General features: G+C 46.9%; 20 protein-coding genes. 3 read left to right on the top strand and 17 right to left on the bottom strand.

Going from position 1 to position 22,976, the window contains the following annotated elements:
• Positions 1-141: 141 nt before the first annotated feature.
• The 11 genes from Q0460_RS01010 to groES all read right to left on the bottom strand — a co-directional run bounded on the left by Q0460_RS01010 (position 142) and on the right by groES (position 12,948).
• Positions 142-681 (bottom strand): hypothetical protein, encoded by a 540-nt coding sequence (locus Q0460_RS01010; protein ID WP_299083760.1) that lies wholly within the window; start codon positions 679-681, stop codon positions 142-144.
• Positions 668-1,216, bottom strand: coding sequence for a hypothetical protein (locus tag Q0460_RS01015; protein ID WP_298027372.1), 549 nt, complete (start codon positions 1,214-1,216; stop codon positions 668-670). Before Q0460_RS01015 ends, Q0460_RS01010 begins: the two co-directional genes overlap by 14 nt.
• Before the next feature lie 35 nt (positions 1,217-1,251).
• Positions 1,252-1,788: a hypothetical protein gene (locus Q0460_RS01020; RefSeq protein WP_299083764.1), complete on the bottom strand. Its 537-nt coding sequence runs from the start codon at positions 1,786-1,788 to the stop codon at positions 1,252-1,254.
• A complete protein-coding gene (locus Q0460_RS01025; protein WP_299083767.1) occupies positions 1,785-2,324 on the bottom strand; it encodes a hypothetical protein in 540 nt (179 codons plus the stop codon). Before Q0460_RS01025 ends, Q0460_RS01020 begins: the two co-directional genes overlap by 4 nt.
• Positions 2,325-2,544: 220 nt before the next feature.
• Positions 2,545-4,725: a hypothetical protein gene (locus Q0460_RS01030; RefSeq protein ID WP_299083770.1), complete on the bottom strand. Its 2,181-nt coding sequence runs from the start codon at positions 4,723-4,725 to the stop codon at positions 2,545-2,547.
• Positions 4,679-6,820, bottom strand: a complete 2,142-nt coding sequence (locus tag Q0460_RS01035; RefSeq protein WP_299083773.1) for a replicative DNA helicase — start codon at positions 6,818-6,820, stop codon at positions 4,679-4,681. Before Q0460_RS01035 ends, Q0460_RS01030 begins: the two co-directional genes overlap by 47 nt.
• A 147-nt stretch (positions 6,821-6,967) precedes the next feature.
• Positions 6,968-7,135, bottom strand: coding sequence for a hypothetical protein (locus Q0460_RS01040; protein ID WP_299083776.1), 168 nt, complete (start codon positions 7,133-7,135; stop codon positions 6,968-6,970).
• 549 nt (positions 7,136-7,684) lie between these two features.
• Positions 7,685-8,752, bottom strand: a complete 1,068-nt coding sequence (gene ispG / locus Q0460_RS01045; RefSeq protein ID WP_299083779.1) for a flavodoxin-dependent (E)-4-hydroxy-3-methylbut-2-enyl-diphosphate synthase — start codon at positions 8,750-8,752, stop codon at positions 7,685-7,687.
• A 629-nt stretch (positions 8,753-9,381) separates the two neighbouring features.
• Positions 9,382-10,446: a hypothetical protein gene (locus tag Q0460_RS01050; RefSeq protein ID WP_299083782.1), complete on the bottom strand. Its 1,065-nt coding sequence runs from the start codon at positions 10,444-10,446 to the stop codon at positions 9,382-9,384.
• 588 nt (positions 10,447-11,034) lie between these two features.
• Positions 11,035-12,672 carry a chaperonin GroEL gene (groL, locus tag Q0460_RS01055; RefSeq protein ID WP_005871709.1) on the bottom strand — a complete coding sequence of 546 codons (1,638 nt, stop codon included), beginning with the start codon at positions 12,670-12,672 and terminating at the stop codon, positions 11,035-11,037.
• Between the two features lie 12 nt (positions 12,673-12,684).
• Entirely contained in the window at positions 12,685-12,948 is a 264-nt protein-coding gene (gene groES, locus Q0460_RS01060) for a co-chaperone GroES (protein WP_005871710.1), read from the bottom strand.
• Positions 12,949-13,153: 205 nt separating this feature from the next.
• On the opposite strand from groES, the gene Q0460_RS01065 reads away from it, so the two are divergent.
• Together Q0460_RS01065 and Q0460_RS01070 are read left to right on the top strand one after the other, a co-directional pair.
• Positions 13,154-15,400, top strand: coding sequence for a hypothetical protein (locus Q0460_RS01065; RefSeq protein ID WP_299083786.1), 2,247 nt, complete (start codon positions 13,154-13,156; stop codon positions 15,398-15,400).
• Positions 15,401-15,556: 156 nt separating this feature from the next.
• Positions 15,557-15,769 carry a hypothetical protein gene (locus Q0460_RS01070; RefSeq protein ID WP_299083788.1) on the top strand — a complete coding sequence of 71 codons (213 nt, stop codon included), beginning with the start codon at positions 15,557-15,559 and terminating at the stop codon, positions 15,767-15,769.
• 223 nt (positions 15,770-15,992) lie between these two features.
• Here the strand turns inward: Q0460_RS01070 and Q0460_RS01075 are convergent, their stop codons facing one another.
• The 5 genes from Q0460_RS01075 to Q0460_RS01095 all read right to left on the bottom strand — a co-directional run bounded on the left by Q0460_RS01075 (position 15,993) and on the right by Q0460_RS01095 (position 21,283).
• Complete coding sequence (locus tag Q0460_RS01075) at positions 15,993-16,694, bottom strand: hypothetical protein (protein ID WP_299083789.1); 702 nt, start codon at positions 16,692-16,694, stop codon at positions 15,993-15,995.
• 173 nt (positions 16,695-16,867) lie between these two features.
• Positions 16,868-17,353 carry a hypothetical protein gene (locus Q0460_RS01080; protein WP_299083790.1) on the bottom strand — a complete coding sequence of 162 codons (486 nt, stop codon included), beginning with the start codon at positions 17,351-17,353 and terminating at the stop codon, positions 16,868-16,870.
• 199 nt (positions 17,354-17,552) lie between these two features.
• On the bottom strand, positions 17,553-18,182 hold the full coding sequence (locus tag Q0460_RS01085) for a hypothetical protein (protein WP_299083792.1): 630 nt from the start codon (positions 18,180-18,182) through the stop codon (positions 17,553-17,555).
• Between the two features lie 132 nt (positions 18,183-18,314).
• Complete coding sequence (locus Q0460_RS01090) at positions 18,315-18,758, bottom strand: GatB/YqeY domain-containing protein (protein ID WP_299083794.1); 444 nt, start codon at positions 18,756-18,758, stop codon at positions 18,315-18,317.
• 287 nt (positions 18,759-19,045) lie between these two features.
• Positions 19,046-21,283 carry a nitric-oxide reductase large subunit gene (locus Q0460_RS01095; protein WP_299083797.1) on the bottom strand — a complete coding sequence of 746 codons (2,238 nt, stop codon included), beginning with the start codon at positions 21,281-21,283 and terminating at the stop codon, positions 19,046-19,048.
• Between the two features lie 242 nt (positions 21,284-21,525).
• On the opposite strand from Q0460_RS01095, the gene Q0460_RS01100 reads away from it, so the two are divergent.
• Complete coding sequence (locus tag Q0460_RS01100) at positions 21,526-22,161, top strand: hypothetical protein (RefSeq protein ID WP_299083800.1); 636 nt, start codon at positions 21,526-21,528, stop codon at positions 22,159-22,161.
• A gap of 672 nt (positions 22,162-22,833) precedes the next feature.
• On the opposite strand, the gene Q0460_RS01105 is transcribed toward Q0460_RS01100, so the two are convergent.
• Positions 22,834-22,965: a hypothetical protein gene (locus tag Q0460_RS01105; protein WP_299083803.1), complete on the bottom strand. Its 132-nt coding sequence runs from the start codon at positions 22,963-22,965 to the stop codon at positions 22,834-22,836.
• Positions 22,966-22,976 lie beyond the last annotated feature (11 nt).

Below are 22,976 nucleotides of genomic sequence, written 5' to 3' on the forward strand. Positions count from 1 at the left end.
GAAAACGACGTAAATTTTATCTCTTTGCTATCGGCTACGCTTTGATTACGCTCTGCCGCGGCTTGCGTTATTAAAAGCGCCAAAATTGCGGGATAAAATTCTTTCATTATCGCTCTTTGCCTCCTTCAGATTCGCCATCTTTTACTCCTTAATTGAATTTGCGTTGTATTTATCAGTTATTTCTTCAAATGCTTCTATCGCACACTTTACGGGATCGTGTTCCTCCTCATCTCGTAAGCAGTTTTCTAAAGCTACCTTTAACGCGCAAGATCTTAGTTTAAATATTCTTTCTTCTTCCAAGCGTTCTGAATACTTTTCGCAAGCTATAGTGTAGTTTATAACAGCCTTTTTAATATTGCCTCTTAAACCTATGTCATGAATTCCGAGGTTAAAACAAGAGGCTGCAACACCCGCCTTGCAGGATTTTTCTAAGGGCACAAAAGCCGCTTCGCGCATACCGAGTTCAATACCCAATATAGAACCAAGATCCGAGCATCTGGTCATATCTCCGTTATCACATTTTTCGGATAAAATTTCTATTAGTTTAGTACACGAACTATATTTGCCGTTTCCTTTATCGCATTCGTTATAAAGATTTTCCTCTTCAGCCGTATGCTTACCAGCCATTACGATAGAAGCTAAAAATATCATAGAATAAAATACAAAATTAATTTTCCCCATACAATTTCCTTTCGACACCTTCAAAAATAATTTTACCTTTTTTTATAGGGTTACACTCTTTGTCTTTCAGGCAAGCTTTCAGTTCCTCGATATTTTTGCAAACTATATCTCTATCTTTAAGATCGCTATTACAAACTTTTTCAAGACTTTTAATTGCTGCTTGCATATTACCGTTTACATATATATCTAGCGTACCCAATATAAAACAGTGATATGTACTATTAGCATCACACAGCTTAATCAGATATTTCGTAGCTTCCTCTATTCGGCGTAATGATCGCAAAAGATCACTCTGTATAGCACATGAGCGCATATCACCGCCATCGCACTCTTTAGATAAAATTTCAACGAGTTTATTGCACGAACTATATTTTCCGTCACCGTAATCGCAGGATTTCAAAAGCGCTCTTTGCTCTTCGCTCCTCAAATCTTCTAACTTTATTAAACCTGTTAAAGACGATTGTGCCGCAGCAGGGATCGATACAAATGCCATTATAAATGCAAGTAGCCAAATTTTAAGATAGAATTTTTTCATTAGCACTCTTTGCCTCTCTTTGGATTCGCCATCTTTTACTCCTTGGTTGAATTTGCGTCGTATTTATCACTTATTTCCCAAAAGGCTTTTTTCGCGCACTTTACGGGATCGTGTTCCTCCTCATCTCGTAAGCAGTTTTCTAAAGCCGTCTTTAGCGCGCAAGATTTTAGTTTAAATATTCTTTCTTTTTCTAGATGCTCTGAATATTTTTCGCAAGCTATGCTGTAATTATGTGCCGCTCTTTTGACATTGCCTCTTATCGCAATATCATGAATTCCTAGGTTAAAACAAGAGGCTGCAATACCTGCCTTGCAAGATTTTTCTAAGGGCACAAAAGCCGCTTCACGCATACCGAGCTCTAAACCCATGACATAGCCCAAATCATCGCATTTTTCCATATTACCGCTATCGCATTTTTTAGATAAAATTTCTATTAGCTTAGTACACGAGCTATATTTGCCGTTTCCTTTATTGCATTCATTATAAAGATTTTGTTCCTCTGCCGTAGATTTGGCAGATAACGGACACGACAATATCATAATCAATAAGAATAAAACGCCAATACTTCTCATTTCAGCTCCTCTACAGTTCTTTTTAAAAGAGCTTTGCCTTTTATTATCGGATTGCATTCTTTATCTTTTAAACAGCTCTTTAATTCCTCATTCATTCTACAAAAAAGCTCACTATTCTTCAGCTTGCTATCGCATACTTTTTCAAAACTCCTAATTGCCCTTTGTATATTGCCGTTAAATTCTATATCTTCCCAACCTAGCCCCATGCAATATTCGATAAGGTTAGCATCGCACAGCTTAATCAGATATTTCATAGCTTCCTCTTCTCTAAACAAAGATTGTAAAAAATCACTCTGTATAGTACATGAGCGCATATCGCCGTTCTCGCACTCTTTAGATAAAATTTCAACGAGTTTATTGCACGATCCATATTTTCCATCGCCATAATCGCAGGATTTAAAAAGCATCCTTTGCTCTTCGTTATTAAAATCCTCCAACTTTATCAAGCTTGTCAAATGCGATTTTGCCGCAGCGGGGATGGCTATTAATACCACCATAAACGTTAGTATATAAATTTTAAGATAGAATTTTTTCATTAGCACTCCTTGTTTTAAGCGGCGATTATATTTAAAAATTTTTAGTTGGCTCTTAAATTTAAGGAGCGCGGCGGCGCGATAAATGTGCCGTAATCCCACCCGCCGTCCACACTTAAATGAAATTTTAAAATTTCACAGCCCGCTACGCACGAAAGCTCTATAATCCGCCGTAAAATTTCGCTCGCAACGGGTCTAAGTTACGCGGGCATAATCCGTCGCCCTACTTCCCGTCTAAATTTAAAATTTCACTCGAAATTTCATCTATCGTCGCGTTGAAATCCTCCGCCAGTGCGCGCTTTAGCTCCTCTTTCGCCGCCATCATATCGCGCACGATCGCAGCTTCAAACTCCTCTCGATTCAGCGCCTCGTCGCCCTTGGCAAACGCAAAATCCAGCCCAAACCACGTAGCCACGGCAAACGCAGGCACGCACACCACCGCGCCCGGGCCGCACACGAGCCCCGCACTACCGCTAGTCGCGCTGGCGCCTGCTTTGGTAATGGTTTTCGCGCCCGTCTTGGCCGCAGTTTTAGCGAGGCTCTTGCTTATTAGCTTTGCGCCCAGCACGCCGCCCAGCGCCCCCAGCCCCGTCCCGCTCGCGCGATACGCCTTGCTTTTTAGGCTGAAGCTCTGCGTGACGTTGAGATCGATTTTCGCGCCGTATTTTTTGAGCGTAAAATTTAGCGAGCTCTCATAATTTTTGACGTTTGCCGCAGCGATCTTAGCGATATTTTCGCCAAAATCTTTCGGGAAGCTTTCGCTTACGAAGCCCGCAAATTTCTCATTCAGATACGCCCCCGCGTCATCGTCCCACACGCCGTGCCACAGCACCAGATAATCGCTCAAAAATGAGTAATTGAAATCCGCCATTTTCTGCGCGCTAAGCCTCGCGCCCTCGTCGTAAACGGCATCGATGTAGCTATTCAGCGCGGACGCGGCGTTTGCTTCCGCGGCAAGGCGCGTGGCGTTTAGCTCGCCTCTTAACGCATCTGCCTCGCGAGCACTTAAGATCAGCCGCTCGCCGCTTTGCAGCACGATCTGCACGCCCGTCTCGACCGCGCTTTTAGGATGTGCGCCCTCCGCTTCGCCCGCAGCAGTGCGCGTCTGCGCGGCGCAGATCAAACATAGCGTGACGTAGGCAAGCGCAAAGATAGTGCCGCTGAAGCGCCCTATTTTGGGCGCAGCCCGCGGCATAAAAAGCACGAAGGCACAAATATGCAAGATCGCGCAGTAAAAAACAAAATCGCCCGCGCAGATCAGAAACAAAAGAGCGATTTTTAGCGCGCTAGGGCTCTGCGACAGCGCCAGCTCAAACAGCGCGTTTTTATAAAATTTCAAAGCGTAAATTTCATTTAGCAGGGCGGATTTGAAGTGCGCTTGCGGCGCGGTAGATTTTAAAATTTCAAAAATTTTATCTACCGATACGGGGCTTGTCGCGGATTTTTCAGCAGGACTGTCGGCAGCCATACTCGGTGCGGCGGGATTTTGGGCTAAATTTTGCGCTGCAGCGGGGCTAGTCGTAGAATTTTTAGCGTTGATTTGCCGCGTAGCGACGGGATTTACCTTGGAATTTTCAGCCGAGGCGTACACCGCCCTGACGGAGATCGCTTTAAAATTTGCGGGCGAAGCGGTAGGTTTTTTGACGGCGTCTGATGCGAATTTAATGGCATTATCAGCCTCGGAATTTACGACAACCATGGCGGCGTTATTCACAGCGAAATTTTTAGCGGATTTAGCGGCATTATCTGTTGCAAAATTTCCGACGGGTGCGGAAACCTTATTCCTCGCGTAGTCTTCGGCAGATGAAGTGGTGCGGGCGGGCGGAGTAAAATTTATCGCGGAATTTAAAGAGTGTGTGGCTGGATCCGCAGCGTCCGCGAGCCGCAAATAGGCCAAATTTATGGCAAAATTTACCGCTACGGCAAGCATGGCGAGCAGCAAAATACTAAGTTTGAGCGATAAAATTCTAGGATTTTTAATCTCTTTTAGGCTGAGCTTAAGCACCGCTAGACGCATCAGAGCAAGAGCTGCAGGCAGTGCCGCCAGCGTCACGAAAAGCTCCGCACCGCGCAAATCGGCTAGGCCTAGCGCCAAAGTGGCGCTTAAGAAGGTCGCGCCCGCGCAAGCAAAAATCCCGCTTATCAGCCTGCCTCTAAAAATTTTAATCAAAGTCCCGCCGCTACGAAATAGCGCCGCATTGGCGCGCTGCTTCGCCTCGTAAAAAAAGCTAAATAGCACCCGAAATAGCGCGTAAGCCCAAAACGCCGCCAACGCGCAAAAGCCCGCATCGTCCAAATCCTGCGCGTAAAGCGCGAAGTAAAAAATGCTAACGATCAGCGCTAGCCTAAGCGCTATTTCACAGATCCAGCGGCGCGTCGTCGTCATCGAGCCTGTTTGCCTCATTAATCTTTGGAATGCCCATCTCTTCGATATTTAAAGGCGGTGCGGGTTTAAATTTCGCTTCGTCCTGCCGCCGCTCTTGCGCTTCAAAAGACGACCTGCTGCCATCGGCACTATCATCACTCTCAAAATACGAGGCATCCTCTCGCTGCGTACTCTCCGCTCCTCGCGACGCGCCCGCTACCTTCTCTGCGCCTTGCGATGTACCCTCTGCGCCTTGCTGCGCGCCTTTCGTGCCCCGCGATGTGTCTTTTACGCCCTGCGGAGTGCCCGATAAATTTTTATGCACGTCTGTTTCGGGCGCGACACTGCCCGCTCTTGCATCATCTAAATTTTGCTCCTCAAATTCTTGCTTTTGCGGTGCGTCCTGTGCCGCGCGACGCACCTCTGCTAAGCCCTGCTCTGCGCTAAGCTTAGACTCGCCGTCTATCTCCTCGCCGTCCTGCGCATCGCTTTGACCGAAGCTAGGCATCTCGTCAAGATCGATATTTACGCTGGAATTTCGAGCGCTAGCGGAGCTTGCGTTTAAATTTACGCCGCTATTTTGCGCTTCGTTAAAATTTTGAGCTTCATTAAAATTCTGCGTTAAATTCTGCTGCAAATTCTGCGCCGTATCGAGGCGCGGCGCTGCGGCGTCCTCGAAGCCCTGATCTTGCAGCTGCGAGACGTAGTCGAGATTGTCATTTTCGTTAAAGATCGCGCTCTCGCTGGGCTCGCCGCCGAAGCTCGTATTGACAAAGCGGGTAAATCTACCCTGAAAGCCCACCTCGATCGTCCTGCCCGCCTCGCCCGAGCGGTTTTTGCCGACGATGATTTCGGCTTTTTCCTGATAGTCGTTGCGCCTAAATACGGGCTCGCCCGCGTCCTTGCCCTCGGCCTCCAGCCGCGAAATGCGCTCGCGCTCCATCTGCTCCTTATAAACCTCGTCGCGATAGACGAAAAGTATGATGTCGGCGTCCTGCTCGATCGCGCCGCTTTCGCGCAGATCGCTTAGCATCGGGCGTTTGTTCGAGCGCGCCTCAAGCGAGCGGTTTAGTTGCGACAGCGCGATGATCGGGATGTTTAGCTCGCGCGCTAAAAGCTTGAGCCCGCGTGAAATTTCAGCGATTTGCAAGTGGCGCTCGGAGTAGTTGCTCGTGCTCGTCATAAGTCCGATGTAATCGATCACGCAAAGCTCGATGTTGGCGTCCGCGGATTTGAGCTTGCGCAGCTGGGTGCGGACTTGGTGGATGTTCACGTAGCCGCTGTCATAGACGAAAAGCGGCATATTTAGCACCGCGTCGCAGGCGTCGTTGAAGCGCGTCCAGTCGTCGTCGCTGAGCTTGGCGCTCATTATGTCGCTTAGCGGGATCGAGCTAAGCGCGCTTAGTATGCGATACATCAGCTGCACGGAGGGCATCTCGAGCGAGAAAAATACGACGCCCTTGCCGCTTTGCAAAGTTTTCATCATCAAATTTAGCGCAAAGGCGGTTTTGCCCATGCCGGGGCGGGCGGCGATGATGATGAGCTCGCCCGGTTTCAACCCCTTCGTGCAGTCGTTTAGGAAGCGAAAGCCCGTATCAAGCCCCACGAGCTCCGAGCCTGCGAGCGCCTTTTGACGCTTCAGCTCCTCTACTACGTCGGCGATAATCTCGTGCGATTTTTTGATACCGCCGTGGCGCTCCTCGTCGATGAGCTCGTAAATTTTGGAGCTGATTTTATCGGCGGTGTCTTTGCTGCGCACGGCTTCGTTTACCATCGAAGGGATCTCGTGCGCGACCTTGATTAGCGAGCGCTTGATCGATTTTTCACGCAGCTCGAGCGCGTATTTTGGGGCATCGACCACGCCGCTGGTGGCTACGACCTCGGTAAATGCGCCATCGTCGTAGCGCTCGGCTAGCCATTTTTTAACGAAGCTCGGCGCGATCGGCTCGTTGTGCGAGGAGCACTTGACGATCGCCTCGTAGATGTCGGCGTGCGGCTTGTAGAAAAAATCGCCGACCGAGATTATCTCGCTCAGCTCGCCGTATGCGTCCTCGTTTTGCAAAAGCGAGCTTAAGATCGCGCGCTCCATATCCAGATCGTATAAATTTGCAGGCACATTCTGCTTCGTTGCCATCGCTTCCCCTCGTTTCGCATTTAAATTCTATAAAATTTCAAGCTCGCCTCCGCAAATCTCTGCGGCGCGATAATTTTAAATTTTATAGAATTGAAATCTCGCCTCTTAGCAAAATTCTATCGGGCGGAATTTATAATTTCGACCGCTTTAAATTTTGCTATCTAAAATTTCATCCTCGGAATTTTCGCCTTTAAAATCCCGTCGGCTTGAAATTTCGCCCTTTGAAATTTTGACTCTTAGAATTTCTCTTGCCTTAAATTTAGGTGCAGGACGAAATCCAGCCGGATGAAATTTCGCGGCGTATCGAAAGTTCATCCGTCAAGATTCCGCTTTGCGGCACGGAATTCTACCGAGGCAAATCCTACGAGTAAAATTGGCAAGCGCATAGAACCTGCGCCTAAATTTCATAGATAACATAAAATTCTACCGCTTAAAATTTCGCACGGTAAATTCTGCACTATAAAATTTCGCTTCAAATCGCGAGTTTTAAATTTTAAAATGAAATTTCAAGACGAAATTCCAAAGCCAAAATTTTAAACTCAAAAATTTCATACGAAATTTCAGCGTTAAAATTTCAAGCCCGAAATTTCAAAACCAAAATTCCAAGCCGCACTCCCCAAAGGCTCAAATTTAAAAGCGCCGCCTAAGGATAAAATTTTAAAATTTAAAAGCGCCGCTTTAAGGATGAAATTTTAAAATTTCACGCCAAGACGCGCTGTACCGATGAGCCGAACAAACCGCGATAAACCCAAGAGCGCCTTAAAACGCCGAGCAAACTACAACTAGCCAAGCGCGCCAGAATTCAGAGCCAAGCTACCCAAGCCACGAATCATAGCGGCTTTAACCAGCTAGGCGCCGCAGCCCTCACGCGCCTTCGCGAACTCGCACCTCGTCCTCGACCTCTTGCAAAAACCGCTCCACGAGCTTGCTCTCCTCGAGTTTGGCGACCACTTCGCCGTGGCGCATCACGATGCCGCGCCCGTTGCCGAATGCGATCGCCACGTCCGCGCCCTTCGCCTCGCCGATCGCATTTACGACGCAGCCCATGACGCTGATATTTAGCGGCGTTTTGATGTGCGCGGTTTTTTCTTCAACGATTTTGATCGCGCTTAGCAGATCGCTTTGCAAACGCCCGCAGGTAGGGCACGAGATGATATTTACGCCGCTTTTTTGCACGCCCGCATCCTGCAGGATCGCGCGCGCGACGCGGATCTCCTCCTCAAGCTCGCCCGTGATGCTCACGCGCATCGTATCGCCGATCCCCTCCATTAGAAGCGTACCAAGCGCGATCGCGCTCTTGATGCTCGCGTGAAATTTCGTCCCGGCCTCGGTCACACCCAGATGAAAAGGATACTCGCATAGCGGGCGCAGCGCGCGATACGCAGCTACCGTACTCGGCGCGTCCGAAGTCTTAAGAGAGATCGCGATGTCGCTAAAGTCCTCATCCTGCAGCAGCGCGGCGTTATACAGCGCGCTTTGCACCATCGCCTCCACGCTGCGGCCGTATTTTTGCTCAAACTGTTCCTCAAGCGAGCCCAAATTTACGCCGATGCGGATAGGCAGGCTGCGAGCTTTGCACGCACGCACGACCTCCTTGATACGGTCCTTGCCGCCTATATTGCCGGGATTTATGCGGATAGCATCGACAAACTCCGCAACCTGTAGCGCCAAGCGAAAATTAAAATGGATGTCCGCTACGATGGGAAGCGGCGAGCTTTTTTTGATGCGTGCGAGCGCGTCCGCGTCCGCTTTATCGAGTACGGCGCAGCGCACGATGTCGCAGCCTGCGAAATACAGGCGGTTTATCTGCTCTAGCGTGCCCTCCACGTCCTTGGTCTTAGAAAAGCTCATCGACTGCACGGAGATGGGCGCGCCGCCGCCGATTTTGACGGAGCCGACGGAGATTTGGCGGGTCGGATAGCGATTTTTCAAATTTAAGCCTTTAGAATTTTTTGCGCTATTTTATTCAAAACGGGGTTAAAATTTAATAATTCGCACTCGCTAGCCGCCGCTAGAATTTTGCCTGCAAAATTTCACCCGCTAAATTTTACTTTCGCGCTTGCAAAAAATTTCATTTCGCCGCGAAATTTGAGCGAATAGAGCTCTATAAAATTCCGCCATATAATAAAATTCTAAAAATTTCGGTAGCAGGCGAAACTCTGCAAAATTTGATGGCAAGCGAAATTTAATAAACCACGCAGCTAAGCAAAATTCTGCAAATTTAGCAGGCGGGCGAAGTCCTACGACATAAAATTATAAAATTAAGCTCTTGAAATTTCGGCGAAATTTTAACCGCAGTGTAGTCGCAGCGCCCGTTCGCGCAGGACAAGCGTAATCCGATTTATCATAGCAGCGCGGCATACAGCCGTGAAATTTCAAAGCCCGCAGATGAAATATGAAAATTTTATCTTTAATTGCAGCAGTAGGGAGCATTGTTTCGAACGGCGACAAAGCCAAAAAAAACATCAGCGTTCATGTTTTTGCAATGCAACCGCCGTTCTTACAGAGGCAGCGAAATTAAACTGCCTACGCATATAAATTGCGCCGGCGTGCCGCCTAGGCTAGCGCACCAGCTCCATATTTACCTTGACCCTGCTCATCTTGTCCTGCAGCATATCCATCACCGACTCATTGCGCGACGAAGCATCATCCATCGGGGCTTCGTGCTGCTGCCACTTGCTTTTCGGCGCGGCAGGACCCCACTGCGACGAAAATATCAGTCCTCGCTTTTTCTCGGTCTCAGGCGCAGGCTCATAAGGCTGTGGAGCGGGCTTCGCCCAACGCTCATCATAACGTATCGCAGCACCTTGTCCTAGCGCATTACCCCGCTCTGGCGACGGTATTTTACCAAGCGCGCTACCGCCAGAGCGCCCTATCGCACGGCTAGAGCGAGCAGATGTGGGAAGATAGGGCGCGCGGGCATTTTGACGAGCCGTATACTTCGTGGCACTCGAATGAGATGCAGCTGTATGCCCCATAGCGCCAGAACGAGTTGCACTATAGCCGTAGCGAGCTTGCGGCTGTGCAATTTGAGTCGTCGTTAATTTGCGAGCTTGTGCGTCTACGATTTTGCCGGTCTGATCATCCGCGCCTCCGTGAGTTTGCGCGCTTACGCTTCTCCGCATATCTGTGCCTCTGTAAGTTTGCTCCGTATCGCGGGCGTTTGGCACCTCATCCTCATAGATACGGGTCTTTGGCAAACGCATCAGCGTCGCGACTAGGCTCTTGCTAGCTCCATTCTGACTGCTTGATTGATTGGCTGGGCGCCTAGATGCTTTATTTCTCGCATAATGCGATGCGAAATTTTGCCCAGAATTTTTAGTAAAATTTTTCGCACTTTTTCGCGTGGAATTTTTAGCGAAATTCCCAGATGCACGTGTATTTTTTGTGAACTTGGAATTTGAAAGGCTTTTAGCATTTGCAGGTTTTTTAGCATGCGGCTCGGCAGAGGATTTTGCCGAGGTATTTTTACTCGGATGATCTTTGGCTCGCAAATTTTGAGATGAAATTTTATATTTACGGTTTTGCAACGCGGAAGGTGATTTGTGGCTTTGCTGAGCGGCAAAAGCGCTAGAGAAGCTCGCCAAAATGAACGCGATTAAAAAGATACGAGCTAAATTTTTCATCGTTTTCCTTTCAATGGATTTTAGGCGAAATTTAGCAAAGCTTAGATTAAGCGGCGCTAAATTTAATGAGTGAGGCTATGAAATCTCAGCTCTAATTCAAAGCTGTATCGCCAAATAAAAGGCTAAGCTTGAAAAATTCCGCAGCTAGGATTCTGTTTGGCAATAGAATTTTATCACAACAAAAATATGATGCCACAACAAAATTTTATCTTGTAAGTGTTTAGGCGGAAGGGCTGATAAAATTTTAAAGCTTTAGAATTCTGCGCTTAGATTTTAAGTGGCAAGTCAGAATTTAAGGTAAAAGCAAACTCATATAAAGTTTTTAAATTTAAAGGATAATGCGGCAAGACCGCAAATTTGCGGTGAGATACAAAATTTATCAGATCATGCGGTGACTAAAAATTACACCGCTTAATCGTTAAATTAATAATAAATCACCGCGCTTTAGACATATCCAAAACGCGGCACATATCATTATGGCGGCGTATGGCAAAAATATCGCCGCGCATAAAGCATTTCGCGGCGCTGTAAAATCTCACAGCGCCACAGCAAGGCGTATAGGAGCGCCGAATGACGCTCCTATGAGGGCTACATCATTCCGCCCATGCCACCCATTCCGCCCATATCAGGCATTGGAGGCATTGCAGGTTTCTCCTCTTTGATCTCGCTTACGGTCGCTTCGGTCGTTAGAAGCAAGCTTGCGACAGAGACCGCGTTTTGAAGCGCAATACGCTCGACCTTGACCGGATCGATGATACCTGCCTCAAACATATTGACGTACTCGCCGTTTGCGGCGTTGAAGCCGAATTTTTTGTCTGAGCCTTGCTCAACCTTATTAGCTACGACACCCGCGTCAAATCCCGCATTCTCTGCGATCTGGCGAAGCGGAGCGAAAAGCGCGCGCTTAACGATGTCTGCGCCGATAAGCTCGTCGCCGCTTAGAGCTAGCTTTACGCTAAGTCCCGCTCTGATTAGCGCAGCGCCGCCGCCGATTACGATACCCTCGTCTACGGCTGCTTTAGTTGCGTTTAAAGCGTCGTCCACGCGGTCTTTTTTCTCTTTCATCTCGGTTTCGGTCGCAGCGCCCACCTTGATAACCGCAACGCCGCCGCTAAGCTTAGCCATGCGCTCTTGAAGCTTCTCTTTGTCGTAATCGCTCGTAGTCTCAGCGATTTGAGCTTTGATCTGCAAAACGCGCGCGTCGATATCTTTTTTCTTGCCCGCGCCGCCTACGATAGTGGTGTTATCTTTGTCGATCACGATGCGCTCGGCTTGTCCAAGATCAGCCATAGAAGCACTTTCTAGCGTTCTGCCAAGCTCCTCGCTGATGACGGTACCGCCTGTTAAAATCGCAATATCTTCAAGCATCGCCTTTCTGCGATCGCCAAATCCCGGAGCTTTGACTGCCGAGATGTTTAGCACGCCACGAAGTTTATTTACGACCAAAGTCGCAAGCGCCTCGCCCTCGATATCCTCGGCGATGATTAGAAGCGGTTTGCCGCTTTTTTGAACCTGCTCCAAAACTGGTAATAGGTCTTTTAAATTTGTAATTTTTTTGTCAAATAGAAGCACTAGCGGCGAGCTTAGCTCGACTAGCATTTTCTCGGCATTTGTAATGAAATATGGGCTTAGATAGCCGCGGTCAAACTGCATTCCCTCGACTACGTTTAACTCATCGTTGATCGATTTTGCCTCTTCGACGGTTATAACGCCGTCCTTGCCTACTCTTTCCATAGCGTCTGCGATCAGATCGCCCACCGCGCTGTCGTTATTGGCAGAGATCGTAGCAACCTGAGCGATCTCTTTTTTGCCACTTACTTTTTTAGAGGATTTTTTTAGCTCCTCGATAACCGCAGCGCTAAATTTATCCATACCGCGTTTAACCTCGATAGGATTTGCGCCCGCAGTTACGTTGCGTAGACCTTCTTTAAAGATCGCGTGAGCTAGCACGGTTGCTGTAGTAGTGCCGTCGCCTGCTTGATCGTTGGTTTTGCTCGCTACTTCGCGCACCAAAGAAGCGCCCATATTCTCTAGCGTATCTTTTAGCTCAATCTCTTTAGCGACGGTTACGCCGTCTTTTGTAATCGCCGGAGCACCGAAGCTCTTTTGGATTAAGACATTGCGACCGCGAGGTCCCATCGTAACTTTTACAGCGTCGTTTAGCTTCCTAACGCCCGCGTAGAGTTTGTTTCTTGCGTCGTCTGAAAAAATAATCTCTTTTGCCATTTTCAATCCTTTTTATTTAATTATGCCTAAAACATCTTCTAAATTTAAGATAAGGTATTTCTTATCATCTAAGCTAATCTCGCTGCCTGCGTATTTTGCAAACGCTACGGTATCGCCATTTTTGACGCCTTCACATTCGCTGCCGACGGCTACGATTTTGCCGGTCGAAGGCTTCTCTTTTGAAGCATTGTCGGGGATAATGATACCCGAAGCGGTCTTTTTAGTTTCTTCCTCGCGCTCGATTAGAACACGCTTGCCAAGTGGTTGAAATTTCATTTCAGTCCTTTCTTTGATTTGTGATTTCTAAAATTGGCACTCAATGTGTTTGAGTGCTAAGATTATATGCAAAATTTAAAATCTTGTCAATAGTTTATGAAAAATTTTTATAAAACTTTAGTGATTTTAACTCAAGTATTGAGATTTCAAACGTTAAATTTTAAGGGCTATAATACCCTCAAATTTTAAATTTTAAGGGGACGAAATGAAAATTTTCGGCATAATCGCAGGAATTTTAATCCTGCTTATCGTAGGCGCGGGCTGCCTATTTTTCAGCGATTTTGGCAACAATCTTACTAAGCCTTACATAGAAAATTTGATCAAAGAAAAAAGCGGCCTTGACGTGAAGCTTGAGAAATTCGATCTAAATTTCGGCGATCTGGACATTAGCGCCAACGTAAATAACGCCGCCAATGTAAACGTAAAGGGCAAATATTCGCTTTTTGCGCGCTCTTTCGATCTTAACTACGACGCAAATGCGCACGATCTAGCCAAGCTCGGCATAAAAACGAGCGAAGGACTAAGCCTCAAAGGGCAAATTTTAGGCGATCTTGACAAATTCGGCATCAACGGCAGCGGGCGGATTTTTGATAGCAACGTAAAATTTTTAGCAAATTTAAAAGACCTCAAACCGCTTGATCTGCAAATCGACGCTAAGGGCCTAAACGTCGAAAAGGCCCTTGCCGTAGCCTCTCTGCCGATCTACGCAAAAGGAAATATCGACGTGCTCTCGGACATCAAGGCTAACAGCGGCGGCGCGGAGGGCAACGCGAGCATCAAGAGTTCAAATTTGATCCTAAACGAATCTGCGTTTAAAGATATGAATATTTCCATCCCAAAGGGCGTGCAGATCACGCTAAACTCGGACATTACGGCGCAAAATGACATCCTGCGAGCAGCAAGCAAGATCGATTCGACGCTAGGCAAAATCAGCGCCGAAAAGTCGGAATTTGATCTAAAAAACAAAACTTTAAACTCCGATTTCAATCTAAGCTTGCCCGATCTAGCGAAGCTTGAAAGCCTTATCGGACGTAAAATTTCTGGCGACGTTAAAGCAAACGGAAATTTAAAGACCGATTTTTCTACGCTTGAGCTTTCAAACTCGCAAATTTCGGCGTTTAAAGACGCGCTTAAAGCGGATGCCGAGGCCAAATACGATCTGAAAAACAAAAACGGCGAGCTGTCCGCGAAGCTAAATGCAAACGATCTGGCCGCGCTGCAAAACGTCCTTGGGGTGAAGCTGCAAGGCAAGGCAAACGGCGAGCTTAGCGCGGCTTTAGCGCGAAATGAGCTTAAAAATCTAAGCTTAAATCTAAACGCTATGGGCGGCAACCTGAATGCGAGCGGAAATTTAAGCGATCTAAAGCTTAAGGCGAGCAATCTAAATCTGGCCGTGCTTTCGGCTCTGTTTTACGGCAGCGCGATCGGAGAGGGCACGATAAACGGCGATGCGAAGTTAAGCTTAAAAGACGGCATCAACGGCACGGCGCAAATTTCGCTCGCTAACGGCGCAATTTTTAAGAAATTTTTAGACGGCGCGACGGGTAAGAACTTCCCGAATGATCTAAAAGCGGACGCGCAGGCGCAGACAAATATCAAAAACTCCGTCGCGACCTTTAGCGTAAGCGCGAACTCCGATCTGGCGCAGCTTCAGAGCCTAAACGGCACCTACGAGCTCAAAAATAAAGCGCTTAAGGCAAACTACGCGCTGCTAATCCCGAGCCTGCAGCGACTAGAATTTTTCTTAAATCGCAAACTAAACGGTAAAATTGCCGCGACGGGCGAGCTTTCGCACGACGGCAAGAGCCTGTTTGCGACCATAAATTCCAAGGTCGCAGGCGGCGAGCTAAACGGACAGATCGCGGGCGATGAAGCGAACTTTAAAATCCAAAATTTCATCGTCAAAGAGCTTACGACGCTTCTAAATATCGATCATGTCTACGACGGCACGGGCAACGCAAATCTTACGTATAACACGAGCTCGCACAGCGGAAAATTCGACGCGATCATCAATAACGGCCGCCTTCCTAGCGGCGGACTGATCGATAAAATAGGTAAAATTTTAGGGCGCGATCTAGGCGGCGAGGTCTATAACGACGCCAAAGTAAACGGCACGATCAAGCAAAATTTAATCAATTTCAACGCCGATATGAGCGCGCAAAAAAGCAAGCTAAACGTTACCGGCGGCACGCTGGATAGCAAAACGGGCGCGATTTCGGTACCGGTTAAAGCAAATGTCGAGAAAACGGACTTTGAGATAAACATCACCGGCACGATCAAAGAGCCGAAATACGACGTGCGATCGGACTATCTAAAGGGCAAGCTCGACAAGCAGATCGGCAAGGGCATCGACAAGCTTTTCGGCGTGAAAAAGGACGATAACAGCAGCAAAAACGACGCAAAAAAAGAGAAGTCAGACGCGATTAAGGGGCTGATAAAAGGGCTATTTTAGCGCGTTTGCTCTTATTTTGGCGATTTAAATTTCGTGCAGCAAGCCGAGGCAAACATAGCGTGAATTTGAAATTTCAAACGCGCGCTGCGAGCGGAAATTTTTAGAATTTTAAAAACGCAAATCCGCGAAACAAGCACTCTATGAAACGGCTTGTTTTTGTATATTTCGAGCTTTAAATTTAAAGCCGATTTTACGGAAGCTGAACCTCTTGCGACCGCGCCTTTTTTTGCTAAGCGCCGCAAAATCGCCGAAATTTTAAAATTTAAGCGAAGCAGCACGGGAAAAACTGCAAAATTTCAAAATTTGGCGCGAGGCAAATTTATCAAGCCGAATTTATTAAATTTAAAGCCTGCTGCGGTTTGTATTTGAGTAGCGCCTTAAATTTATCAAAAAATGCGGTTGTCAGCGCGGGCATATCAGCCGTGTCTGCATTTTAATAACGGCTTAAATTTACGCTGAAGCTGCGAATTTAAATCTCACGCGCAATCCTTAAAGCTGCGATGAATTCCGCGCGCCTAAATCCGATTTATGAATCGGTTCGCAAAATAGCCAAATTTCAAAGTCGCATTTTAAAATTTCGTGCGCCGCGAGCCTAACGCTTTTTGAAATACTTAGTCTCGATACTGCGCGCCGTGTTTTCTCCCTTTTGCTTTTTGCGCTCATAAGCCTCTCGCGCCTCTTCTGTATTAAGCGCGTATATCAGCGCCAGGCATAGCGCGAGCACAAAAAGCGAGCCCGCCGCCGTTTTGAGATAGGTATCTCTTCTGCCCTCGTTAAATTCGATCAAATAGCCCTTATCCTTTTTAAATTTTAACTGATAAATTCTGATTTCACCCGGATGCATCAAATCGCGTTTATACCAAATGCTTACCCGCTCGCCGCGACGAAATTGCATTTCATCCCTGCAAATGCCAGATCGCAGCCGCTCCAGCTCGCCCTCGCTCGTGCGAATTTCGATATCGCAATAATCGCTTTTGTAATGGCGATGACGCTCATAGGATACGAGCTCGCCGCTTAGAATTTGCGCGCCGCTGATGTCGTTATTTTTGGGGGCGTTTAAAAATAAGATTACCGATAAAAAAAGCGCGGCGAATGCGAAAATTCCCGCTACTTGCAAAAACCCTATTTTAATCAAAGGCGCTTCGCCGAAAGGAACGAAAGCTCTAGCAAAGACGCGGGCGAGCTTTGAAGCTTTCAATCGCGCGAGCAGCGAGGCATCGCCTCTTTTCATCGCGCGGCAAATCAGGTTACAAAGCACCGCAAAGCCGCAAAAGCACAATGTAAAAATAAGCATAATTCCTCCCTTAAATCAGCCGCAAGCGATCACGGGCTTTAAATTTACGGACACAAAGTAAAATTTACGGCGCGCGCCGCGCCGTAAAGCCGAAGCGCCGCTTAATGAGCAAAGGCGCGAAACGGGCGCGCTACAAATTCCGCGCACTGCTTAAAATTTAGCGTCATAGAATTTTATGATAGCTGGCGCGCTCGATAAATTTTGCTTGCCGCTATCACAAGAAAAATGAGCGTTAAAATTCCAAATACCGTAGCCGTAAATTTATCATCCGTCGTAGCGTATTTGTCATATCTGAATTTCATCAGATACTCGCGCTGCGGCGGATCGATGCTTGCATTGTAATCCAAAAATAAAACTTGATATGCCGTGCCGCGATCTTGAAACGGAAACGGACGGCTTTGATACCAAGCTTTAACTCGCTTGCCTTCCAGCCATTCGTATGCGATTAGCGAGATAGAAGGCTTAATATTTACGCCTTGCCACTCGTCCGCTCCTGACCGTTTAAAATTAGCTTCAACAATTGCCGCATTGAGCAAAATTTTATTTTTATAAAAGTAGGTTAAGTTATCCGTATCGCCATTTAAAAAGACTTTGATAAATTTGCGCTCGTCCGTAAAAATCTGCATATATTCGCGCCCATCATCGCTTCTGACATCCATGATTATTCCGTGTGCAATTTTCAGATCATCTAAGCTTTTCGGATTCAAGCTAAAAAGAAATCCGTACCACATCGCCGCCAAATAAAATGCGATCATAAATAGATCGAACTTGCAATCTAAGTTATGCCAAATTTCGCCGAGCTTCATCGATCATTACATTGTAAGTTTCGCTGCAAGATACGGAATTTTACGGCTTTTATTATCGCGAGCTATGCTGCATCGCAAGCGCCTCCATCGCCCCGACGGGCAGAAATAGCACTACGCCCACGATTACCACCGGTATAGCTACGATGCCTCTTATCACATCCGATAGAGCGCTACTCTCGCAGCGTTCAGGTCTAACCTCGATGTTTGCCGGAATCGGGGAGCGCAACCTATCGCTTGGCTTCATTATTTCGTTAAGATTTTTGATCTGCACGACGCGCGCATCGAAGTAGAAAATCGCTTCTATCTCGCCCTTTTTCTCATCGATTTCGATGCGGTTCGCTAGAGCTTTGATTTTGGCGACATCTGCACCGGCTGCGGAATTCAAAAATGCGCTGAAACTACCGCGCGCCTCGCCGTTTTTAGCATCGGTTACTTCGATCTGCACAAACTCGCGCTTAAGCCCTTTGGCGTATCCGCCATCGTAAAATTCCGAGATATTCTTAAGCGACGAGCCGTTCGTTAGGACATAGCTGAGTTTCTCGCCTACGATGTATTCCTTGCCATCGTTTATGAAAAATGCCGTAATCTTTTCGGGCGTTTCGTTAGCCCCAGGCACTACGTTTTGTTTGCACTGGCATCCCACAAGCAGGACGGCTAGTAAAACAGCGATAAATTTTTTCACGATGATCCTTTAAAATTTTAAATTAGCATATGAATTTCGCAGCCAAAGCTCTATCTCAAAAAATTTCAGCAGCGAAATTTTACGTCGATACAATTTAGCCGTAGCCAGACTTAAATTTACCCCAAACGCAGGCTACTTCAGTGCCGCTTTAACCGCCTCGCTCAGCCGCTTGCCGTCCACACTTGAACCAAGCGCTTCTTTGGCGGCTTTCATCACGCGCCCCATATCCTTTGCGCCGCTCGCACCGAGCTGCGCGATTAGTGAGCCAACCTCGGCGGCAAGCTCGGCATCGCTTAGCTGCGCGGGTAGATAAGACGCGATGATCTCGATCTCGCCCTGCTCTTTTTGCACCAGATCGTCGCGACCGCCTGCGCGATACTGCTCCACAGAGTCATTTCGGCGCTTGATCTCGCTTTGAAGTATGCTAAAGACGCGCTCGTCGCTAAGGCTGATGCGCTCGTCCACCTCGACCTGCTTAAGCGCGGCGTTAAGCATCCGCAGGCTGTCTCTGTGGAAGTGATCGCCGCTCTTCATCGCCGTTTTAATGTCTTCTAAAATTTGCTCTCGCACACCCATTTTCCACTCCTTGAGATTGAAATTTCGGCGATAATTTTAGCAAATTTAAAATTTGGCTCGGGTAAATTTGAGAGGATGAAATTTTAAAATTTTAAAGATTTAGCGCAATTTGCGGCTAAGCTTAAAGCTCGCGCGGGCATCGTCTGCGGCAAAAGGTTCGCACGGTTACCCTTTGCAGCAAAAAGCTCACGCACGAAAGGCTCGCGCAAAGCCTAGTAAAATTTAAAAAGCCCCGTGAGGAATAAAATCCCTGCGGGGCAAGCAAGCGGTAAAAGCTCGCGAAGGCTCTATTTAGCGCGTGAAAATATCATTCGCACGATTTGAATCAAGAAGCACACGCTTCCAACCAAAAAGATCGTATCGCCGATGATGCGCGCCCAGCGGAGCCCGTAGAGGCTGTCTTTTTGCAAGAATTCCGCACTTCTTGCGTACCACATACCCACGTCGATCGCCGCAAACGCCTGCAAAATTCCAACCGGAAGAAGCGAAATCAGCACCATTAGAAGCAGACCCGCATTTAGCGCCCAAAAGCCGATCTTCATCAGCGTATCATCAAAGTTTTTGTCTTTGTAAATATACAGCGCCACGAGCCACACGAAGCCGAGCGCCAAAAATCCGTATACGCCAAATAACGCCGTATGAGCGTGCACTGCGGTGGTGTTTAAGCCCTGGATATAAAATAACGCAAGCGGCGGATTAATTAAAAAGCCGAAAACGCCCGCGCCCAGCATATTCCAAAACGCCACGGCGATAAAGCAGTAAAGCGGCCATTTTAGGCGCTTAGCCCAATCCTGCGCGAATTGAAGCTTGTAGTAATGAAACGCCTCTGAGCCCAAAAGCACCAAAGGCACGACCTCAAGCGCCGAAAAGCTTGCACCCACAGCCATTATCGGCGTAGTGGTGCCCGCAAAATAAAGGTGGTGGAAAGTGCCTGGAATTCCGCCGATTAGGAAAATCGACGCGCTAGCAATCGAGGTGTAGGTGGCAAATTTCTTGCTAACGAGACCCAAGGACGCGAACACGAACGCCAAAGACGCCGTTGCGAAAACCTCGAAAAATCCCTCGACCCAAAGGTGCACGACCCACCAGCGCCAGTACTCCATCACAGGGATCGGCGAGCGCTGTCCGTAAAATAGCCCCGCGCCGTAAAAAAGCCCCACGGCGATAACCGAAGCGGTAAAGATCGCTAATAAATTCTTATCGCCCTCGGCTCTAAAGCCTGCGATAAAGCCGCGCAGCACGAGCACCATCCAGATCACAAGGCCCACAAACAGTATCAGCTGCCAAATTCTACCGAGGTCTAAATACTCGTATCCTTGATGTCCGATCCAGAAGCTGCTGCTTGGATCCATCTTGCCCGCAATCGCCATGTATTCGCCCGCGAAGCTGCCGACGACCAAGAAAAGAAGCGCGTAGAAAAGCACGTCCACGCCGAGCTTTTGAAATTTCGGATCCTTGCCGCCGTTGATTATCGGAGCTAGAAACAATCCCGCCGCCAAAAAGCCGGTAGCGATCCAGAAAATGGATGCCTGCACGTGCCAGGTGCGCGCTAGCGAGTAAGGGATATACTGCGAAATATCAAGCCCGAAAAAGGACTGACCCTCGATCGTATAGTGCGCAACAAAGCCGCCGATGAAGGCCTGAAATGCAAACAATGCAACCGCTACGAAAAGATATTTACCAAGCGCCTTTTGCGACGGCGTAAGCGCTAAAGCGGCGATCGGATCGGAGCTAAGCTTCGCAGGAGCCTCGAAATCCTCGTCCTTTTTGCCGTAGAAATTTCCAAACCACACTAAAAGACCGATGCCGGTAAGTAAAATAACAAGACTTGCGATCGTCCAAACGACGTTTTCCGTGGTAGGGACATTGTCTATCAGCGGCTCGTGCGGCCAGTTATTGGTATAGGTCGCCTCTCCGCTCGGACGATCCGTAGAAACCGCCCACGCAGTCCAAAAGATGAAATCCATGAGCTCGGCGCGATGCTGCTCGTTTGCGAGCGTGTTTTCCTTCATCGCGTAATCCTCGCGAAGCTTTTTAAAGCGCGGATCGTTTCCGAAAACGCCCATGTACTCGTCTTTTACGACCGCCATAGCCTTTAAGCGATCATCGCTTAGCTTAACGGTGCCGTCTTTTACGGTATTGGTGCGGTACTCGGCCTTGGTAAGCGCCTTAATTTGCGCCTTTTGCTCATCGCTTAAAGCGTCAAATTTAGCGCCGAAACGCTCCTGCGCCTTGATATCCATAAACGCAACTAGCTCCTTATGCAGCCAATCTGCGCTCCAATCGGGCGCCTGATACGCGCCGTGACCCCAGATCGAGCCCACCTGCATACCGCCGATGCTCTGCCAGGCCTCCTGCCCGCGGTAAATGCGCTCGGTGCTGATTAACTCGTTGCCGCTAGCATCGGTAAATTTTACCACCGGCGGAGACTGCCTATACACCTCGCCGCCGTAAAAACCCAAGAAACTAAAGCCCACGATGAGCACCGCTACAAGCGCCATCCAGAGCTTTTTATATTCTCTCATTCTCACTCCTTTAACTGAAATTAGGAGAGAATTCTACCCATTTAAATTTTTATAAACATTGAGGCTCGTCAATAAAAAGATAAAATTTATCTGCTTAAGCTCGAATTTATATAATTTTACAAAGAAAGATCGCTCAAGGTGAGATTTTTAGTATACTAAATTTAAGTCCAGAAATAGTAAAATTAAAAATATAAAATCAAGTAATAGTTGATCGACGGCAGTTTTTAAAACAAGGAGAAGATATGAAAAAATTTATCGCGATTTTATTAGCCGTAGTGTTAGTTGGGTGCCAGTGTAAGCAGGGCTCCATCTCGACCAAGCAGCAGACGAGCGAGAGCATAAAGGCGTTTTTCGTAAATGACGGCAAAGAGTATATCGTCGGTGAAAAATTTAGCTACGTGCTAACGCGCGGCTCTTCGCTTAAAAACATATCGCGCTTCTACGACGAGGGTTATGCCAAGGGGCTTAAGCGTGAGCTTGTTAAAATCGTCGTGACGGATGCCGATACCGGGCGGGCGCGCGGAGAATTTAGCGCATTTTTAAATTCCGCCGCAGGCGCAGATGTTGCCAAAATCAAGGCTCTGGCAAATCGCATCGAAATAGATGAGAAAAAAGGCGAGATCGAGGTTGTTTTTAACTTTGATGCGCAAGTAGTGGATATAAAAAATTTAAACGAAATAATGAAGCCTAGCGATAGATTAAAGATGCCTATAAAAGCAAATCTCGAAATTCTACCCGGCAGTAGGGAAAGCAGCGGACCTAACCCTCTTGGCGTTATCATAGCGCTACCGATATTAATCGTAGGTACCGTAGTTTTTGTCACCGTAGGCGGATTGATTTATGCTACTGCTAGCACCGTAGAGGCGATTGCAAATTGAGGCGTAAATTTTAAATTTAGTACGCTTTTGATTTGCCAACAACCGTTTTGGCGTTTTTATAACTAATAGGCATGAAACTGTTTGTTATTCACCTGGCGCATAGTAAATTTACTAAATAATTTCATGCCGATAAATAGCTAGCGTTGGCTTTATTACTCGGCGTTTTGTACTTCCCTAAAAACAAATTTCGCTAATAGAATTTTAATTACGCTATAAATCAACGTATAAAATACCAAAATCGGTAAAAGGGTATAAACGGCATAGGTAAGACCTTCTAAATCGTCTACAAAATATATGGGAATAAGAATCGCCGTAAAGAAATAAAATTTTGAAATTTTTAATAGGTCAAAATTATTATTAAAAATTTTATTCGATATACTTTTTAAAATTTTATATCTTAAAGCAAAAAATAGAATCATAAATAGCGTTATTATTATAAGAAAATAGTGTACCTGAGTAGTATTTATGATATGTGTCGCGGAACAAAGCGCAAATGCAGACAGATAAGACAATATAAAATAAAATGGATGGCATAAAGCAGCAATTAAAACTATAAAGAAATTTATGATATTTGATCTAAAATCATAGAAAATCCATAATAACAGATCTACAAAAATAGCCGATCTGCATATTAAAGCAAAATTTAACATATTAGCTCCTTAATAATTTTAATTATTCAGCGATTGAAATCGCACCGTCGCTACCCGTATTGTTGATATTTTTCAGCACTTTGCAGCTAAATTTCTCTTCATTTTTGCAATTATCTTCAAAGATTCTTCTCCCCTTATTTTCGTCTTTATCCACCCTTTTGCCGT

Origin of the sequence: uncultured Campylobacter sp. (assembly GCF_937980635.1) — a bacterium.
Classification (GTDB): domain Bacteria; phylum Campylobacterota; class Campylobacteria; order Campylobacterales; family Campylobacteraceae; genus Campylobacter_B.

Excerpts from the sequence above, each read along its gene's own strand:
- Q0460_RS01010 (WP_299083760.1), bottom strand. The coding sequence starts at position 681 with ATGGGGAAAATTAATTTTGTATTTTATTCTATGATATTTTTAGCTTCT.
- Q0460_RS01015 (WP_298027372.1), bottom strand. The coding sequence starts at position 1,216 with ATGAAAAAATTCTATCTTAAAATTTGGCTACTTGCATTTATAATGGCA.
- Q0460_RS01020 (WP_299083764.1), bottom strand. The coding sequence starts at position 1,788 with ATGAGAAGTATTGGCGTTTTATTCTTATTGATTATGATATTGTCGTGT.
- Q0460_RS01025 (WP_299083767.1), bottom strand. The coding sequence starts at position 2,324 with ATGAAAAAATTCTATCTTAAAATTTATATACTAACGTTTATGGTGGTA.
- Q0460_RS01030 (WP_299083770.1), bottom strand. The coding sequence starts at position 4,725 with ATGAGGCAAACAGGCTCGATGACGACGACGCGCCGCTGGATCTGTGAA.
- Q0460_RS01035 (WP_299083773.1), bottom strand. The coding sequence starts at position 6,820 with ATGGCAACGAAGCAGAATGTGCCTGCAAATTTATACGATCTGGATATG.
- Q0460_RS01040 (WP_299083776.1), bottom strand. The coding sequence starts at position 7,135 with ATGAACTTTCGATACGCCGCGAAATTTCATCCGGCTGGATTTCGTCCT.
- Q0460_RS01050 (WP_299083782.1), bottom strand. The coding sequence starts at position 10,446 with ATGAAAAATTTAGCTCGTATCTTTTTAATCGCGTTCATTTTGGCGAGC.
- groL (WP_005871709.1), bottom strand. The coding sequence starts at position 12,672 with ATGGCAAAAGAGATTATTTTTTCAGACGACGCAAGAAACAAACTCTAC.
- groES (WP_005871710.1), bottom strand. The coding sequence starts at position 12,948 with ATGAAATTTCAACCACTTGGCAAGCGTGTTCTAATCGAGCGCGAGGAA.
- Q0460_RS01065 (WP_299083786.1), top strand. The coding sequence starts at position 13,154 with ATGAAAATTTTCGGCATAATCGCAGGAATTTTAATCCTGCTTATCGTA.
- Q0460_RS01075 (WP_299083789.1), bottom strand. The coding sequence starts at position 16,694 with ATGCTTATTTTTACATTGTGCTTTTGCGGCTTTGCGGTGCTTTGTAAC.
- Q0460_RS01080 (WP_299083790.1), bottom strand. The coding sequence starts at position 17,353 with ATGGATGTCAGAAGCGATGATGGGCGCGAATATATGCAGATTTTTACG.
- Q0460_RS01090 (WP_299083794.1), bottom strand. The coding sequence starts at position 18,758 with ATGGGTGTGCGAGAGCAAATTTTAGAAGACATTAAAACGGCGATGAAG.
- Q0460_RS01095 (WP_299083797.1), bottom strand. The coding sequence starts at position 21,283 with ATGAGAGAATATAAAAAGCTCTGGATGGCGCTTGTAGCGGTGCTCATC.
- Q0460_RS01100 (WP_299083800.1), top strand. The coding sequence starts at position 21,526 with ATGAAAAAATTTATCGCGATTTTATTAGCCGTAGTGTTAGTTGGGTGC.